Source organism: Arthrobacter sp. ISL-95, assembly GCF_018613695.1.
Lineage (GTDB): Bacteria > Actinomycetota > Actinomycetes > Actinomycetales > Micrococcaceae > Arthrobacter.
In genome coordinates this window covers 1-14,900 of the sequence record NZ_JAGGPR010000014.1, presented here as the reverse complement: position 1 = coordinate 14,900, position 14,900 = coordinate 1, and the positions used below count along the sequence as shown (strand labels likewise).

13 protein-coding genes, 1 pseudogene and 1 riboswitch are annotated in these 14,900 nt (G+C 62.9%); of the genes and pseudogenes, 10 read left to right on the top strand and 4 right to left on the bottom strand.

Going from position 1 to position 14,900, the window contains the following annotated elements; all coding sequences use genetic code 11:
* The first annotated feature begins 164 nt into the window (after nt 1-164).
* Nucleotides 165-1,738: pseudogene (locus tag J7I86_RS17430) on the top strand (HNH endonuclease).
* Between the two features lie 84 nt (nt 1,739-1,822).
* Here the strand turns inward: J7I86_RS17430 and map are convergent.
* Nucleotides 1,823-2,596: a type I methionyl aminopeptidase gene (gene map, locus J7I86_RS17425; protein WP_214821818.1), complete on the bottom strand. Its 774-nt coding sequence runs from the start codon at nt 2,594-2,596 to the stop codon at nt 1,823-1,825.
* A 67-nt stretch (nt 2,597-2,663) separates the two neighbouring features.
* On the opposite strand from map, the gene J7I86_RS17420 reads away from it, so the two are divergent.
* Nucleotides 2,664-2,963, top strand: a complete 300-nt coding sequence (locus J7I86_RS17420) for a helix-turn-helix domain-containing protein (protein ID WP_214821816.1) — start codon at nt 2,664-2,666, stop codon at nt 2,961-2,963.
* A gap of 2 nt (nt 2,964-2,965) precedes the next feature.
* On the opposite strand, the gene J7I86_RS17415 is transcribed toward J7I86_RS17420, so the two are convergent.
* On the bottom strand, nt 2,966-3,547 hold the full coding sequence (locus J7I86_RS17415) for a helix-turn-helix domain-containing protein (RefSeq protein ID WP_214821814.1): 582 nt from the start codon (nt 3,545-3,547) through the stop codon (nt 2,966-2,968).
* Nucleotides 3,548-3,648: 101 nt separating this feature from the next.
* Between J7I86_RS17415 and J7I86_RS17410 the strand changes: the two genes are divergently transcribed.
* Together J7I86_RS17410 and J7I86_RS17405 are read left to right on the top strand one after the other, a co-directional pair.
* Complete coding sequence (locus J7I86_RS17410) at nt 3,649-4,656, top strand: NAD(P)/FAD-dependent oxidoreductase (RefSeq protein WP_309476754.1); 1,008 nt, start codon at nt 3,649-3,651, stop codon at nt 4,654-4,656.
* 75 nt (nt 4,657-4,731) lie between these two features.
* Nucleotides 4,732-4,944 (top strand): hypothetical protein, encoded by a 213-nt coding sequence (locus J7I86_RS17405; RefSeq protein WP_214821812.1) that lies wholly within the window; start codon nt 4,732-4,734, stop codon nt 4,942-4,944.
* 102 nt (nt 4,945-5,046) lie between these two features.
* Here the strand turns inward: J7I86_RS17405 and J7I86_RS17400 are convergent, their stop codons facing one another.
* Nucleotides 5,047-6,270 carry an amidohydrolase gene (locus J7I86_RS17400; RefSeq protein WP_214821810.1) on the bottom strand — a complete coding sequence of 408 codons (1,224 nt, stop codon included), beginning with the start codon at nt 6,268-6,270 and terminating at the stop codon, nt 5,047-5,049.
* A gap of 89 nt (nt 6,271-6,359) precedes the next feature.
* On the opposite strand from J7I86_RS17400, the gene J7I86_RS17395 reads away from it, so the two are divergent.
* The gene (locus tag J7I86_RS17395) at nt 6,360-7,019 is read left to right on the top strand and encodes a cyclodeaminase/cyclohydrolase family protein (protein ID WP_214821807.1); all 660 of its coding nucleotides are present in this window, start codon (nt 6,360-6,362) and stop codon (nt 7,017-7,019) included.
* A gap of 58 nt (nt 7,020-7,077) precedes the next feature.
* On the opposite strand, the gene J7I86_RS17390 is transcribed toward J7I86_RS17395, so the two are convergent.
* Nucleotides 7,078-8,628, bottom strand: a complete 1,551-nt coding sequence (locus tag J7I86_RS17390; protein ID WP_214821805.1) for an MFS transporter — start codon at nt 8,626-8,628, stop codon at nt 7,078-7,080.
* Nucleotides 8,629-8,700: 72 nt separating this feature from the next.
* Between J7I86_RS17390 and J7I86_RS17385 the strand changes: the two genes are divergently transcribed.
* The 5 genes from J7I86_RS17385 to J7I86_RS17365 form a co-directional block, all read left to right on the top strand.
* A complete protein-coding gene (locus J7I86_RS17385; RefSeq protein WP_214821803.1) occupies nt 8,701-9,240 on the top strand; it encodes a TetR/AcrR family transcriptional regulator in 540 nt (179 codons plus the stop codon).
* Nucleotides 9,241-9,333: 93 nt separating this feature from the next.
* Nucleotides 9,334-9,431: riboswitch (glycine riboswitch) on the top strand.
* A 181-nt stretch (nt 9,432-9,612) separates the two neighbouring features.
* Entirely contained in the window at nt 9,613-12,459 is a 2,847-nt protein-coding gene (gene gcvP / locus J7I86_RS17380; protein ID WP_214821801.1) for an aminomethyl-transferring glycine dehydrogenase, read from the top strand.
* A gap of 9 nt (nt 12,460-12,468) precedes the next feature.
* Nucleotides 12,469-13,617, top strand: a complete 1,149-nt coding sequence (gene gcvT / locus J7I86_RS17375) for a glycine cleavage system aminomethyltransferase GcvT (protein WP_214821800.1) — start codon at nt 12,469-12,471, stop codon at nt 13,615-13,617.
* Between the two features lie 193 nt (nt 13,618-13,810).
* Complete coding sequence (gcvH, locus tag J7I86_RS17370) at nt 13,811-14,197, top strand: glycine cleavage system protein GcvH (protein ID WP_214821798.1); 387 nt, start codon at nt 13,811-13,813, stop codon at nt 14,195-14,197.
* Between the two features lie 432 nt (nt 14,198-14,629).
* Nucleotides 14,630-14,900 (top strand): serine dehydratase beta chain (locus J7I86_RS17365; RefSeq protein ID WP_286179965.1); only part of this gene is annotated, 271 nt, incomplete at its 3' end.

The following is a 14,900-nucleotide window of genomic DNA, read 5'->3' as shown; positions in this document are numbered from 1 at the left end:
AAATTCGACCCTTACGAGGATTCGACCCGGACCAGGGTGACCCCCGGGGGCAAGGGCGGGAGTAACCGGCGTCTTGGCGATGTGCTGAATTGGTGTTGGAGGGTTTTCCACATAGGACGGTTCCGGTCTTATGGTGCTTCGTGCTCGCTGGAAGAGTAAGCGGTATGGAGCAGATGCGGGAGGGGCAAGCGATGGATGTGGAAGCGCTTCTTCCTGCTCCGGGAATCGGTGGCGCCCCGTACAGCCCGCGGGTTCCGGAGCTCATCTCGCTGTTGAGCGCTGTCCGTTTGGGCACGGAAAGTGGTGAGTTGATTGATCAAATCCGTGGCCTGGAAGACCTGAAGTCGGCTATCTCGGCTTTGCAGGCGCGGGTGGTTGTGGCTTTTGATCTTGCTCAGCGTGCCGAGCAGGCTGAGGCTGGTGTTCCTGCGGCGGAGCGTGGTCAGGGGGTGGGTGCTCAGGTGGCGTTGGCGCGTCGGGAATCCCCGAACCGCGGGTCTAGGTTGTTGGGTTTGGCGAAGGCCCTGGTGATGGAGATGCCACGGACGTTGGCGGCTCTGCAGTCCGGGCAGTTGAATGAGTGGCGGGCTACGTTGTTGGTGAAGGAGACCGCGTGTCTTTCTGTTGAGGACCGGTGTGCAGTGGATGAGGAACTTGCCCCCGATACCGGGACCTTTGAGGGGAAGGGCGATAAGGCGATCGTTGCGGCGGCGAAAGCTGCCGCGTACCGTCGTGTTCCGCGGTCGGTGGCTGGGCGGGCCAGCCGTGCCGCCGCGGAGCGGACGGTGAGCTGCGTCCGGCGCCGGATACCATGACGTACCTGACCGCGCTGTTGCCGGTCGCCCAGGGTGTGGCGGTGTATGCCGCGTTGAGCCGGGCGGCTGATTCGGCCCGTTCCACCGGGGAAGCAGAGACTGGCGGGGTTATCAGGGGCCGTGGTCAGGTTATGGCTGACACCTTGGTCGAATGTGTCACCGGAACTCCGGGCGGGTTCTCAGGAATTAACCTGGACCTGGTCATGACGGACCGGACCCTGTTCCAAGGGGACAGCGAACCAGCCCGGCTTCAGGGTTACGGAATCGTCCCGGCGGAATGGGGAAGGGAACTTCTCGGCTTGGGGCAAGCCGGGAGCTTAAGGCCGCCGACCAGCATGGGACGGTTAGCCGCCACACCGCAAGCCACGATGGATCCAAAACAAGCAGCGCAGGATCCAAAACAGGCAGCACAGGATCAGGACCAGGCAGCACAGGATCAGGACCAGGCAGCACAGGATCCAAAACAGGCGGCACAGGACCAGGAGTTCGATGTCTGGCTCCGTCGGCTCTACACAGCACCGGCCACCGGAGAACTCCTGACCAGTGATTCCAAGGCCCGGTTCTTCCCGGCAAGGCTTAGGCGCTTCATCGAAACCCGTGATCACACCTGCCGCACCCCCTATTGCGACGCGCCTATCCGGCACATTGACCACGTCATTCCGTGGCGTGCCGGAGGGAAAACAAACATCGCGAACGGCGCCGGACTTTGTGAAGCCTGCAACCACACCAAAGAAAACCCCGGTTGGACCACCAAATCCCTCCACGGGCCAGGGCACCCACTGGAAATCCGCACGCCTACAGGACGCGTGTATCGTTCTCAAGCGCCGACGCTGCCAGGATACGTTCGGGACTCAGCGCTGCCCTCCGATTCGCCGGGACCGGTGCCAGTCGAACTGCCCGACCCTTCGCTGGCCGGAGTTTAGGATGCGGGCGGTATGTGGCTTCCTGTCTGAGCGGAAACCTGCCCAGCCAACATCGACCCCGCGATCAACCACCCAGCATCCGGCTCAGAGCGTCGGCAGGGTCAGGATCTCGGCTCCGTCGTTGGTGATGGCGATGGTGTGCTCACTGTGGGCAGTGCGGCAACCGGTCGCGCTGCGGAGTGTCCAGCCGTCGGCGTCGGTGACAAGCTGGGCGGTGTCGGCCATCACCCACGGTTCCAGAGCCAGCAGCAGTCCAGGGCGCAGCTTGTACCCTCGGCCCGGACGGCCCATGTTCGGTACGTGCGGCTCCTGGTGCATCGTGGAGCCAATGCCGTGGCCTCCGAACTCGGTGTTGACGGGGTATCCGGCCTCGCTGAGGACCGAGCCGATGGCATATGCGAGGTCGCCGATGCGGGCGCCGGGCCGGGCGGCCTCTATGCCTGCGCGCAGAGCGCGTTCGGTTGCTTCGATCATTGCGACACTCTCAGCCGGCTTGGTCTCACCCACGATGAAGCTGATGGCAGAGTCTGCTGCGATTCCGTCCTTCAAAACGGCCAGATCCAGCGTGAGAAGGTCGCCGTCGGCCAGTTGGTAGTCCGTGGGCAAACCGTGCAGGACAGCATCGTTCACGCCGGTACAGATGTAGTGGCCGAACGGTCCGCGACCAAAGGAAGGAGCGTAGTCCACGTAGCATGAGACGCCCCCGGCTTCGAGGATCATGCTCTTTGCCCACTGATCAATGTCCAGGAGATTGGTGCCCACGGTTGCGCGGCTCTTCAGCGTGTGCAGAATATTGGCCACCAGGGCGCCGGCCTCCTTAGCGCGGCCTAGTTCTGGTTGGCTCAGGATCTCAATCATGCGGGGCCTTTCGTGTGAATACCAATAACTATCCCGGCCATATTATCCCGGTATTACAATTGGAGCCATGGTCAGGTTGCCGCTTACACCCGCAGAGGCCGAGCGTGGACAGCGCCTCGGTGCTCTTTTGCGTCGCGCCCGGGGTGAGCGCTCCATGCTGGAGACGGCTCTGGACGCCCGCGTCTCGCCCGAAACGCTTCGAAAGATCGAATCAGGCCGGGTGGCGACGCCTGCGTTTCCCACTGTTGCTGCGATCGCGGATGTCCTGGGACTCTCCCTCGACGAGGTGTGGGCGGAGATTAATCAGCAGGAGCGTGGGGTTGAGTCCGGCCCGCGCCGGAGCGCACGTGAATGGTTGGCTTCGTAGCTTCAACGTTTGGGCCGCGCCCGCACGTGAAGCCGTTCGCCCTGCTGGCCGAAGAGGGTTAGGAGTTCCACCGGCTCCTTGGTGGCGCTGGCAAACCAGTGAGGTGTGCGGGTATCAAACTCTGCAACCTCGCCGGGTTTCAGGACAAAGTCGTTCTCGCCCAGGACTAACCTGAGTTTGCCGTTGAGAACATACACCCAGTCGTAGCCCTCATGTGATTGAGGCGTGGGAGTCTCCTTGCCTGTGCCGCCCTTGAGAACCATTTTGAAGGCCTGGATACCGCCGGGGCGCCGAGTCAGAGGGACGGCCGTTCCCCATTCGTGGACGTGCGGTTTGAGGTGAATGCGGGGATCGCCGGTTTCCGGGGCGTCGATGAGTTCTTCCAGTGGGACCTGATACAGCCGCGCTATAGGCAGAAGAAGCTCCAGAGTCGGCTTGCGTTGACCCGATTCCAGCCGTGAGAGCGTGCTGACGGAAATGCCTGTAACTTCCGACGCTTCAGCAAGGGTCACGTTGCGTTGGGTCCGCATGGCACGCAGGCGAGGGCCGACGGCGTCGAGCATTGAGCTGAAATCGGTCATCATGCCATCAGTTTGCCATATCGGCAAACTTCCTTGCTGATACTGGCTGTCTTGACCAACCATGGAAGAAGCGGCGCAGGGCCGCTGGATAAGTGGAGGCATTCGTGGGTACGGAAATTGAGAACAACCGCGTGGCGGACGAATATGACGTTGTTGTGATGGGAGGTGGCGCAGCTGGGTTAAGTGCTGCGGTCACCTTGGGCAGGGCCTTGCGGTCCGTCCTCGTCATCGACGCCGGTGAGCCGCGGAACGCGCCCGCAGCCGGGGTGCACGGGTTCCTGTCGCGGGACGGAGTCAATCCCCAGGAACTGCTGAAACTCGGACGAGCGGAGGCGCTCCAGTACGGGGCGGACATAATGTCCGGCACCGCAGTTGGGGCACGCTCGACGGCGGAGCCAACGGACGATTCAGAGCTCGCCTTCGAGGTGGATCTGGCCGATGGTCAAACTGTCAAAGCGCGCCGACTACTTGTCACCACCGGGCTGGTGGACATCTTGCCCGACGTCGAGGGCATCCGGGAACGATGGGGACGCGACGTCCTGCACTGCCCCTACTGCCACGGCTGGGAGGTCCGAAACCAAGCGATCGGGATCCTGGGGTCAGTGCCAATGGCGATGCACCAGGCGTTGCTGTTCCGCCAGTGGAGCCCCAACATCACCCTGTTCCTCAATGACGTTCTGGAACCGACAGAAGAACAGTGGGAACAATTGGCTGCCCGCTCCATCACCGTGGTGGACGGCAAAGTTCAGGCGCTCCAAATAACTGACGACACTTTGACTGGTGTCGTCCTGGCGTCAGGAACCATCATTCCGGCGGACGCTGTAGTCACCGGCCCGCGGCTGGAGGCGAGGTCCGACGTCCTGGAATCCATGGGCGTCCCCATGGCGGAGCACCCAATGGGCATCGGAACACACGTAGAAGTGAACCCCCTCGGAGGGGCAACGTCTGTGCCCGGAGTATGGGCCGCCGGAAACGTCACGGACCTGAACGGCCAGGTGATGGCCTCAGCAGCCGCGGGCGTCATGGCAGGCGCTGCAATCAATGCCGACCTGATGATGGAAGAGACCCGAACTGCTGTAGAGGAAACACGCCAGTCAGCTCTATCCCACTGATCACAACGCACAAAACCATCGACGTGAGGACATTGTCCGAGGACGATTAAAGGACAGCCGTTGAAGGAGGTTTGTATGTGCTACGCGTACTACGACGACTTCGAGAGGCGCACGAAGAAGGACTCCGCGCGCAAGCCTGAAGCACGCACGTCAGAGACACCCAAGGACCAGCAAGCAGCAGAGAGCCGTCCCCGGACGGAAGGAACGCTGTGGACTTTCCTGGCCCGCCGTCGCAGGGAATCCGAGGTTACCGAACCGAGGATCGACCGCATCCGCGAGAAAGTCTAGGTCCCGGACCGGATCGAAGAAGCTGGACAGGATCAACACGAAGGAAAGGCGCTGCGCTCGCAGCGCCTTTCCCTTGCGGCTGGCTGGAAAAATACCAGCGCCCTAGGACTTGGTGGCCAGGAACTCCCGCGCGGCCGTCACCAGCGCTTCCGTTCCCCGTGCCAGCGTCGGCTGAATGACGGGAGCAAAGTACGGCGAGTGATTTGACGGAATGTCCTCGGGATGGCGACCCGTAGTGGCGAATTCCTTGAACAAGGCCGGCTCGGCACCACCCAGGAACCAGAAAACCAGGGGAGCGCCGGCGGCCTTCGCCAAGGCTCCTACGTCTTCGCTTCCGGACACGGGGCCGGGGTCGATGATCTGTGTTTCGCCGAACTTTGCTGTGAAGGCAGCGGACACCCTGCTGGTTGCAGCTTGGTCGTTGACGGTCAGCGGGAAATGCTCTTCAAACTGAATCTCGGGGTCCTTGGGCGCACCTGAAGCTGTGGATTCTCCCTGGGCAATCCGCTCAATGGAGCCGAGGATTTTATCCCTGGTGGCCTCGCTGAAAGTGCGGACGCTGAGGCCCAAAGTCGCTGTTTCGGGAATGATGTTGTTCTTGGTTCCTGAGTGAATTCGCCCAACAGTCACCACCGCGGAGTCACTGGCGGCGAGCTCACGGGAGACAATGCCCTGTAACCGCACAGTGGTTGCAGCAGCCATCAGAACCGGGTCAACTGTGGTCTCCGGACGCGATCCGTGACCACCTCGTCCGTGCAAAGTGATGTTGAGGGAATCGGCGGACGCCATGGTGACGCCGGGACGCATGCCGAACCATCCGGCAGGGAAGGGTGCCACATGTTGGCCTAGGACGATGTCAGGTTTCGGCACCACGTCATACAGTCCGTCGGCAACCATGGTTTCTGCCCCGCCGCCCCACTCCTCGGCAGGCTGGAAGAGGGCGATCAGCGTGCCTTGCCACTCATCACGCTGCGCGGCCAGGACCTCCACCGCGCCAACAAGGCAACTCACATGCACGTCATGGCCGCAAGCGTGCATGACCGGCATGTCCTTACCCTCATGATCAACACCCATCGCCGAGCTTGCGTAGTCCAAATCCGTGGCTTCCTTGACCGGCAACGCATCCATGTCCGCCCTGAGCATCACCACGGGTCCCGGCCCGTTGTCCAGAACACCAACAACCCCGGTCTTTCCGATGTTGCGATGAACGGTGAAGCCAAGGTCTTCGAGATATCCCGCGGCGATCCCCGCGGTTCGGGTTTCCTGGAACGACAACTCGGGATGGGCATGCAGGTCCTTGTAAAGCTCTTCGAGGTCAATGGTCATGAGTCTGCCCTTTTCATTCGACGCCTAGGTCTGGCCAGTGTATCCAGCCCAAAGCTGCAAAGGTTGGGAAGCCCCGGCAGACTGGATGCATGAACGATTCTGAATCAATAACCACACAGCTATCCACCGTTGAGGAGTGGACCGGAGCGCTTGCAGAATCCAAAGGGTCCCCGGGAGGCGGCGCCGGGACCGGGGTGATGCTTTCCATCGCGGCCTCCCTGACGTCCATGGTGGCCGGATACACCGAGGCGGAGAAGTCTCAGCAAGAGGAACTCGCCGGCATTCACTCCCGTGCCCGTGAACTACGGCAAACCGCCCTTCAACTAGCCGACGACGACGCCTCCGCCTCCAACGCCTTCGGCGCTGCCTTCCGCCTGGACCCCGGACCTGAACGCGAGGAAGCCATTCATAGAGCTTCCGTCGATGCGGCCAAAGCATCAGCGGTCCTCGGAGAGCGGGCCCTTGATGCCATTGAAGACCTCGGCTGGCTCGCTTCCAACGGCAATCCTGCGCTGATCGCCGACGTCGTGGTGGGCTTCGGAGCCCTCCGGGCAGCCATCGCCGGAGCCCGAACCAACGTGAGCTTCGACCTCGCATCCCTGACCTCCGCGGGGGCCGCGCTCGAGGAAGTCAGGGAACAACACCCGCAGCTATGGAACACCGTTGGCCGGCTTAGTGACGCCCTCGACAGAATCGACCAACTGACCGCCGACGTCGACGAAAAAGCAGCGCCGACCGAAGCCTTGTGAGGCCCGGTATGCGTGGCAAATCCCTACGGAACCACGCAGAGCGGGCCTCACAACGGCATTACTGCGCCTTCGGCACACGCCTGAGAACGACGGCGGCGAGCACCGCCGCGCCAGCCATCAGTACCAGCCCAATCGCCGCAGTGATGTGGACGCCGGATTCGAAAGCTGTCCGGGCGGCGGCTGTCAGGGCCTCCGACAATGGGGCCGGAAGGGCAGTGGCCGCATCAACAGCGCCGGCGAGCGTTTCGCTGGACTTGCCTGCGGCTTGCGTGGATACACCGTCCGGGATGATGAGGTTGTGCTGGTAGGAAGCAGTGAGGATGGAGCCAAGCACTGCGGTTCCCAAGAGTGATCCCAGTTCGTAGCCGGTCTCGGAGATGGCCGAAGCAGCGCCGGACTTGTCGGCGGGAACGGAGGCCAGAATGAGGTCATTGGAAATGGTCTCCGCGGCACCCACACCAACAGCCAGTACGGTCAAGGCCGACAACAGGAACACCGGTCCGCTGCCGTGATCGCCTACCACCACGATCAAATAACCCACGGCGCTGAGCGTCAGGCCGGCAGCCACAACGAACCCGGGCCGCACGCGCTTGACCAGCGGTACCACCAGCAGGCCAGCGATGACCGTTGCCAGGAGGGCGGGAATCATCGCGATCCCGGCCTCCATGGGGGACTGGCCCTCAACAAGTTGCAGGTGCTGGGCGAAGAAGTAAATGAAGCCCGTCATGGAGAACAGGGATAGGACGTTCGCCACAATTGCCGTGCTGAAGACCTTGTTCTTGAACAAAGCAACATCCAGCATGGGGTTTTCGATCCGCTGCTGACGACGCACGAACAGAATGCCCATCACCAAACCGAAGCCCATGAACGCAGCCGCGGACGCCCCGAAACCATGGACCGCGAATTCCTTGATGCCGTAAACGAATGGTGCCATGGTGACTACGGACAAGAGAATGCTGGGCACGTCTACCCGGCCGGGATTGGCATCCCTGGACTCAGGAATCAGAACACGGCCAAAGGCGAGCAACGGCAAAAGCAGGAAAGCTGCAACCAGGAACACGGCGCCCCACCAGAAGTGCTCCACCAGCCAGCCGCCGAAGATGGGGCCCAGGGCGGCGCCGCCGGAGAACCCGGCAGCCCATACGGCGATCGCAAGGCGGCGCCGGTTGGGATCGGTGAAGATGTTCCGGATCAGGGACAGGGTCGAGGGCATCAGCATGGCGCCGAACACACCAAGTCCGGCGCGGCCGGCGATCAGCCATTCAGCGGACGGCGCGAAAGCTGTAGCAGCCGAAACCGCTGCGAAGCCTGTGCTGCCGATCAGCAGCAGCCGCCGTCGTCCGATCCTGTCTCCCAGGTTGCCCATGGAGACGAGCAGCGCGGCGAGCACCAGCGGATATGCGTCAACAATCCAAAGCAATTGAACGCCGCCCACGTCCAGTGAGCGGGCGATTTCAGGCAGGGCAAAGGTGAGCGCGGTGTTATCGACGGCCACCAGCAGCACCGGAAACATCAGGAGTGCCAGAGCCGTCCAGTCGCGCCACGGTGCTGCCTGGCCCTTGATGGGGTAGGCGGAACGGGGTGCTGGGGTTGAGGACGGCGAGAACATTCCTCTACTGTACCGTCCAGACGGTACAGTTTCAACTACAACCCCCATGAGCCTTTAGGGAATGATGGACACATGCCACGAAAACCAATTGCCCGGGACGCCGTCCTGGACGCCTTTGAAGCCCTCCTCATTGAAGTAGGGGAGAGGGCTGCCACACTCGACGCCGTTGCCAAGCGGGCAGGAGTGTCCAAAGGCGGGCTGCTATATCACTTCCCCAACAAGGAAGCGCTGATCACGGCCCTTTTGGAGCGCCTGGACCTGCTCGCAGATGAAGATACCGAAGTGATGAAGGCTGCGCCGGATGGTTCCGCGGCCTACTTCATCCGCTCATCGCTCTGGGCGGATACGCCCATGGACCGGGCCTTCGTCGCCGCCACCAGGCTGGCTGAGGTGGCCCACGAGGAAACCCGCCGCCGGTTTGCCGCAATCCAACAGCGGTGGCTGGACGTCCTGGCCGAGGACGTCGGGCCGGAGGTTGCCAAGGCCGTCAGCTACATGGGCGATGGCCTCTACTTCAACGCGATCTTTGAGGGCGGCCAGGAAGGCGGCAACGCCGGGCGGGAGGCCGACGTCGAAATCCTGCTGGGAGTCCTCGAGCGGCTGCGGAAGTAGTGATTCATCCATTTGCTGCTGAGGCCGGCGCGTAGGACAATTAACTCTTGTGGCGTGCCCAACATAGTGCCCACATACAACTGAACATGCCTTTGATCTGCGGCGGGAGAGTCCTGCAAGCAAGTGATGCAGGCGCCGTAGGAGCAAACCCTCCCCAGGAATCTCTCAGGCCCACGCACCGCCGCGGCGAGGCAACTCTGGAAAGTAGCAGGCACTCAGCCCACCTCAGGGTGTTTGAGTACTGTGCTCACCGACGGTGCAAGCGATGGTTGTTCACGCAACGGCGCGGAAACTCTCAGGTCCAATACAGAGCGGGGAGGAACCCAGCCGCTGTGGCGTACCCAAACGCCGCCCAAGTAATGGAGTTCCTTCGTGACGGTTAGTTCTGCCTCCACCACCTTCGTCGATCGGCATATCGGCGCCCGCCGCCAGGCCGATATTGAGACCATGCTCAAGTCCGTCGGCTACGACACCGTCGATTCGCTGGTCGACACCGCCGTCCCGAACGACATCCGACAGGATGTTGCCCTCACCCTGCAGAACGCGCTCAGCGAAGTTGAAGTTTTGGCTGAGCTGCGCAAGCTTGCGTCCAAGAACAAGACCGCTGTCCAGATGATCGGCCAGGGCTACTACGACACCGTGACGCCGCCGGTGATCCGCCGCAACATCCTTGAGTCCCCGGCCTGGTACACCGCGTACACCCCTTACCAGCCGGAAATTTCCCAAGGTCGCCTTGAAGCACTCCTGAACTTCCAAACCATGGTCCAGGACCTGGTTGGCCTGCCGATCGCCAACGCGTCCCTGCTGGATGAAGCAACCGCCGTTGCCGAAGCCGTGCTGATGATGCGCCGCGCCAACAAGAACAAGGCTGTCCAGGACGGCAAGACGGTCCTCGACGCCGACTGCCTCCCGCAGACCATCGCCATCGTTAAGGGCCGCGCCGAGGCGCTTGGTTTCGAGGTTGAGGTCGCTGATCTCTCCTTGGGTCTCCCGGAAGGCGCCATTAACGGCGTCGTCCTCCAGCAGCCCGGCGTGTCCGGCCGGGTATTCGATCACTCTGCCGTGATTGCCGAAGCCAAGGAACGCGGCGCACTGGTCACCGTCGCTGCCGACCTCCTCTCCCTCACCCTCATCACCCCTCCGGGCGAGCAGGGTGCGGACATTGCCGTTGGTTCCGCGCAGCGCTTGGGCGTTCCGCTGTTCTTCGGCGGCCCGCACGCCGCGTACATGGCCGTCCAGAAGGGCTTGGAGCGTTCCATGCCCGGCCGTCTGGTGGGAGTTTCCAAGGACGACGCCGGTGTTCCCGCCTACCGCTTGGCGCTGCAGACCCGCGAGCAGCACATCCGCCGCGAGAAGGCCACGTCCAACATTTGTACCGCGCAGGCATTGCTGGCCATTGTGGCCTCGATGTACGCCGTCTACCACGGCCCTGAGGGCTTGAAGGCCATCGCCGAAACAGCCCACGGCCACGCCCGCACCCTGGCAGCGTCACTGAAGGCTGCCGGCGTCGAGGTCCTTCACGGTTCCTTCTTTGACACCATCACCGTCCGCGTCCCAGGCAAAGCTGCTGAGATCGTCGCCGCTGCCGAAGCCAAGGGCATCAACCTGCGTGGTGTCGACGCAGATACTGTCGGTATCTCCGTTGATGAAACCACGACGACGGCGGTTGTCGCCGATGTCGCGGCGGTCTTCGGCGCTTCGGTCGTTGAAGCCGCTGAAGGCTTCGCGCTCGAGGCTTCCGTTGAGCGCGCCAGTGATTTCATGCAGCACCCCGTGTTCAATACGCATCGCTCCGAAACGCAGCTCCTGCGCTACATCCGCAAGCTCTCGGACCGGGACCTCGCGCTGGACCGCACGATGATCCCGCTGGGTTCCTGCACTATGAAGCTGAACGCTACGGCCGAGATGGAAGCAATTTCCTGGCCGGAGTTCGCCTCCATCCACCCGTTCGCTCCGGATTCCCAGACCGAGGGCTGGCGTGAACTCATCACCGACCTCGAAGCCCAGCTGACCGAGATCACCGGCTACGACCAAGTCTCCATCCAGCCGAACGCCGGTTCCCAGGGTGAACTCGCCGGCTTGCTGGCCATCCGCGGCTACCACCTCTCCCGCGGCGACGAGCAGCGCAACGTCTGCCTCATCCCCGCTTCCGCCCACGGCACCAACGCGGCCTCGGCAGTGCTGGCCGGCATGAAGGTAGTGGTTGTGGCCACTGCGCCTGATGGCACCATCGACCACGTTGACCTGAAGAACAAGATCGAAGCCCACCGGGATGCCCTCTCGGCCATCATGATCACCTACCCGTCAACGCATGGTGTGTACGACGCCGACGTCCGCGAAGTCTGCGAAGCCATCCACGAGGCCGGCGGACAGGTGTACATCGACGGCGCCAACCTCAACGCCCTGGTTGGCCTTGCGCAGCCGGGCAAGTTCGGCGGGGACGTGTCCCACCTGAACCTGCACAAGACCTTCTGCATCCCGCACGGAGGCGGTGGACCCGGCGTTGGTCCTGTTGCCGCGAAGGCACACCTCGCACCGTTCATGCCCGGCGACGCCGCTTCCTGGACCGAAGGCAATGACGTCCCGATTTCCGCGTCCCGTTTTGGCTCCGCCGGCGTCCTGCCGATTTCCTGGGCCTACGTGAAGCTCATGGGTGGGCAGGGCCTCACCGAAGCCACCAAGTCCGCACTGCTGGCCGCGAACTACATCGCATCCCGCCTCAATGATCACTTCCCGGTCCTCTACACCGGCGAAGGTGGACTCGTGGCCCACGAGTGCATCCTGGACCTCCGCGAATTGACGGCCAAGACCGGCGTCACCGCTGAAGATGTGGCCAAGCGCCTGATCGACTTCGGCTTCCACGCCCCCACTTTGGCCTTCCCGGTTGCCGGAACCCTGATGGTGGAGCCCACCGAATCCGAGGACCTGGTGGAGATCGACCGCTTCATCGAGGCCATGATCACCATTCGTGCCGAGATCGAGCAGGTGGCGCATGGAGACTTCGCCGTGCAGGATTCCCCGCTTCGCCGCGCGCCGCACACGGCTGCCGCCGTCGTTTCGTCCGATTGGGATCGCGCCTACCCGCGCGAGCAGGCCGCCTTCCCGGTCCACCACCTCAAGCAGGACAAGTACTTCCCGCCCGTAGGCCGCATTGACGGCGCAGCCGGAGACCGCAACCTGGTCTGCTCCTGCCCGCCGATCGAAGACTTCGAGAACTAAGGACTGGTCATGACGGAGAACTACACCGCTCTCTACGAAGAGCACAAGAAACTCGGCGCGTCCTTCACCGACTTCGGCGGCTGGCAGATGCCGCTCAAGTACTCCTCGGAGTTGGCTGAGCACCACGCCGTCCGCAAGTCCGCCGGCTTGTTCGACCTCTCCCACATGGGCGAAGTCTGGGTCACCGGTCCCGAGGCCGCCGCGTTCCTGGACTACGCCCTGGTGGGCAAAATCTCCGCCATGGCTATCGGCAAGGCCAAGTACTCGCTGATCTGCCAGGAAGACGGCGGCATCATCGATGACCTCATCACGTACCGTCGCCCGTCCACCGACGAAGGCACCGATAGGTTCCTGGTGGTTCCCAACGCCGGCAACGCTGCGGTTGTTGCTGCGGCGTTGCTGGAGCGCGCCGCCGGTTTCGACGTCGTGGTTGAAGACGCTTCCGCTGAGACGTCGCTGATCGCTGTTCAAGGGCCGCTTGCCGAAGCGTTCCTCCTCCGGCTGGTGCCCGCCGAACAGCACGCACTGGTCACTGAACTCAAGTACTACGCGGCGGTTGACGTTCCGTTCACTTTCGACGGCGGCACTCAGGACCTGCTGCTGGCCCGCACCGGGTACACCGGCGAAGACGGCTTCGAGATCTTCGTAGCCAACCACGCCGCCTCCGCTTTGTGGCAGACCATCGTGGACGCTGCCGAAGAAGGTGAACTCACCCCCGCCGGCCTGGCCTCACGCGACTCACTGCGCCTCGAAGCCGGTATGCCCCTCTACGGTAACGAACTCTCCCGCGAAGGTAACCCCTTCGCTGCAGGGCTCGGACCCGTGGTGGCACTCTCCAAGGAAGGCGACTTCGTGGGAAAAGAGGCACTTGCTGCCCTCAAAGCCGACGGCGCCGGCTCCACCAGCGGACGCAAACTCGTTGGCCTCAAGGGCCTGGGCCGCCGTGCGGGACGCGGGCACTACCCTGTCCTCAAGGACGGCGCAGTGATTGGCGAAGTCACGTCCGGTCAGCCCAGCCCCACGCTCGGCTACCCGGTAGCGTTGGCGTATGTCGACGTCGAACATTCAGAGCTTGGTACCGCGTTGGACATCGACCTGCGAGGGAAAGCTGAGCCGTTCGAAGTCGTCGCACTGCCGTTCTACAAGCGGGTTCGCTGAGCCAGTCGCCTTTGGCCCGGCGGGTCTGACCTCCTCCGCGGGCTCGGTCGCTTAGGCGCCCGCTGAGCGGACGCGATGCTCCCTTGGACGCCCGCTTCCGGAGGATTTCGGTGCCCCACACCCCCGAATCAGCCACGCTCACAGCCCACCCGCGACACAATTAGATGTAGCCACTACACGTAAAGGAAACAGAATGCCCAAAGTAGCGCCCGAACTTCAGTACTCCGACGAGCACGAGTGGGTTTCCCGCGGAGACGGAAACTCCGTGTCCGTTGGTATCTCCGAGGTAGCCACCGACGCACTGGGTGACATTGTGTACGTTGACCTGCCCGAGGTTGGTTCGACTGTGACTGCAGGCGAGACCTGCGGTGAGGTGGAGTCCACCAAGTCCGTCTCGGACCTGTACTCGCCCGTCACCGGCGAGGTCACGGAGACCAACGATGCCGTTGTTTCCGACCCCGCCCTGATCAACAACGATCCTTACGGGGCAGGCTGGTTGTTCAAGGTCGCCGCTGAGTCCGAGGGCCCGCTGCTCTCGGCCGAGGAATACGCCTCCAAGAATGGCGGAGACCTCTCCTAACTCCGGCGCCTTGAAGCGGAGGCCCGATGGGGACGACGTCCTCTGCGACCTCGGTCACTTAGGCGCCCTCTGGGCGGACGCGAACCTCCCTTGGACGGTCGCTGCCGGACGCCGCTGAGGTAATGCCGGTCCGATTCGGGGGTTCGCTGCGACATGTGCCGTGCGCACGGCATGATTGGCACGGAACCTACGAATCGGGGAACGCCCTCCGGGCCACCGACCGAGCCCGCGGAGGAGGGCGACCCAGCGGGCCAGCCCGCGTCACAGTGGCGTAGCGTGGATTGTAATAACTGAATAAAATTGCGACGCCGGGTTGCCGCCTTTGGGGGCCATCCGGCGTCGTGTTTCGGTCGCCTGCTGCCAAAAGCGGGGGTGGCCCTCCGGCAGGACCATCTGCCGGACCGTTTTCAAGCTTTGTAAGGAATCCCGACCATGGCTGTTGGTGTTTTCGATCTGTTTTCCGTGGGTATTGGGCCGTCGAGCTCTCATACTGTGGGGCCGATGCGTGCTGCTGCGGTGTTTGCTGGTGAGCTCAAGGACGCTGGTGTCCTGCGTTCGGTGGCGTCGCTGCGGGTTGATTTGTATGGTTCGTTGGCTGCGACGGGTCGTGGGCACGGGACCATGACCGCTACGCTGCTGGGCTTGGAGGGGTATCACCCCGAGCTGATCCTGCCTGACGAGGTGGAGGAGCGGTTGGCGACGA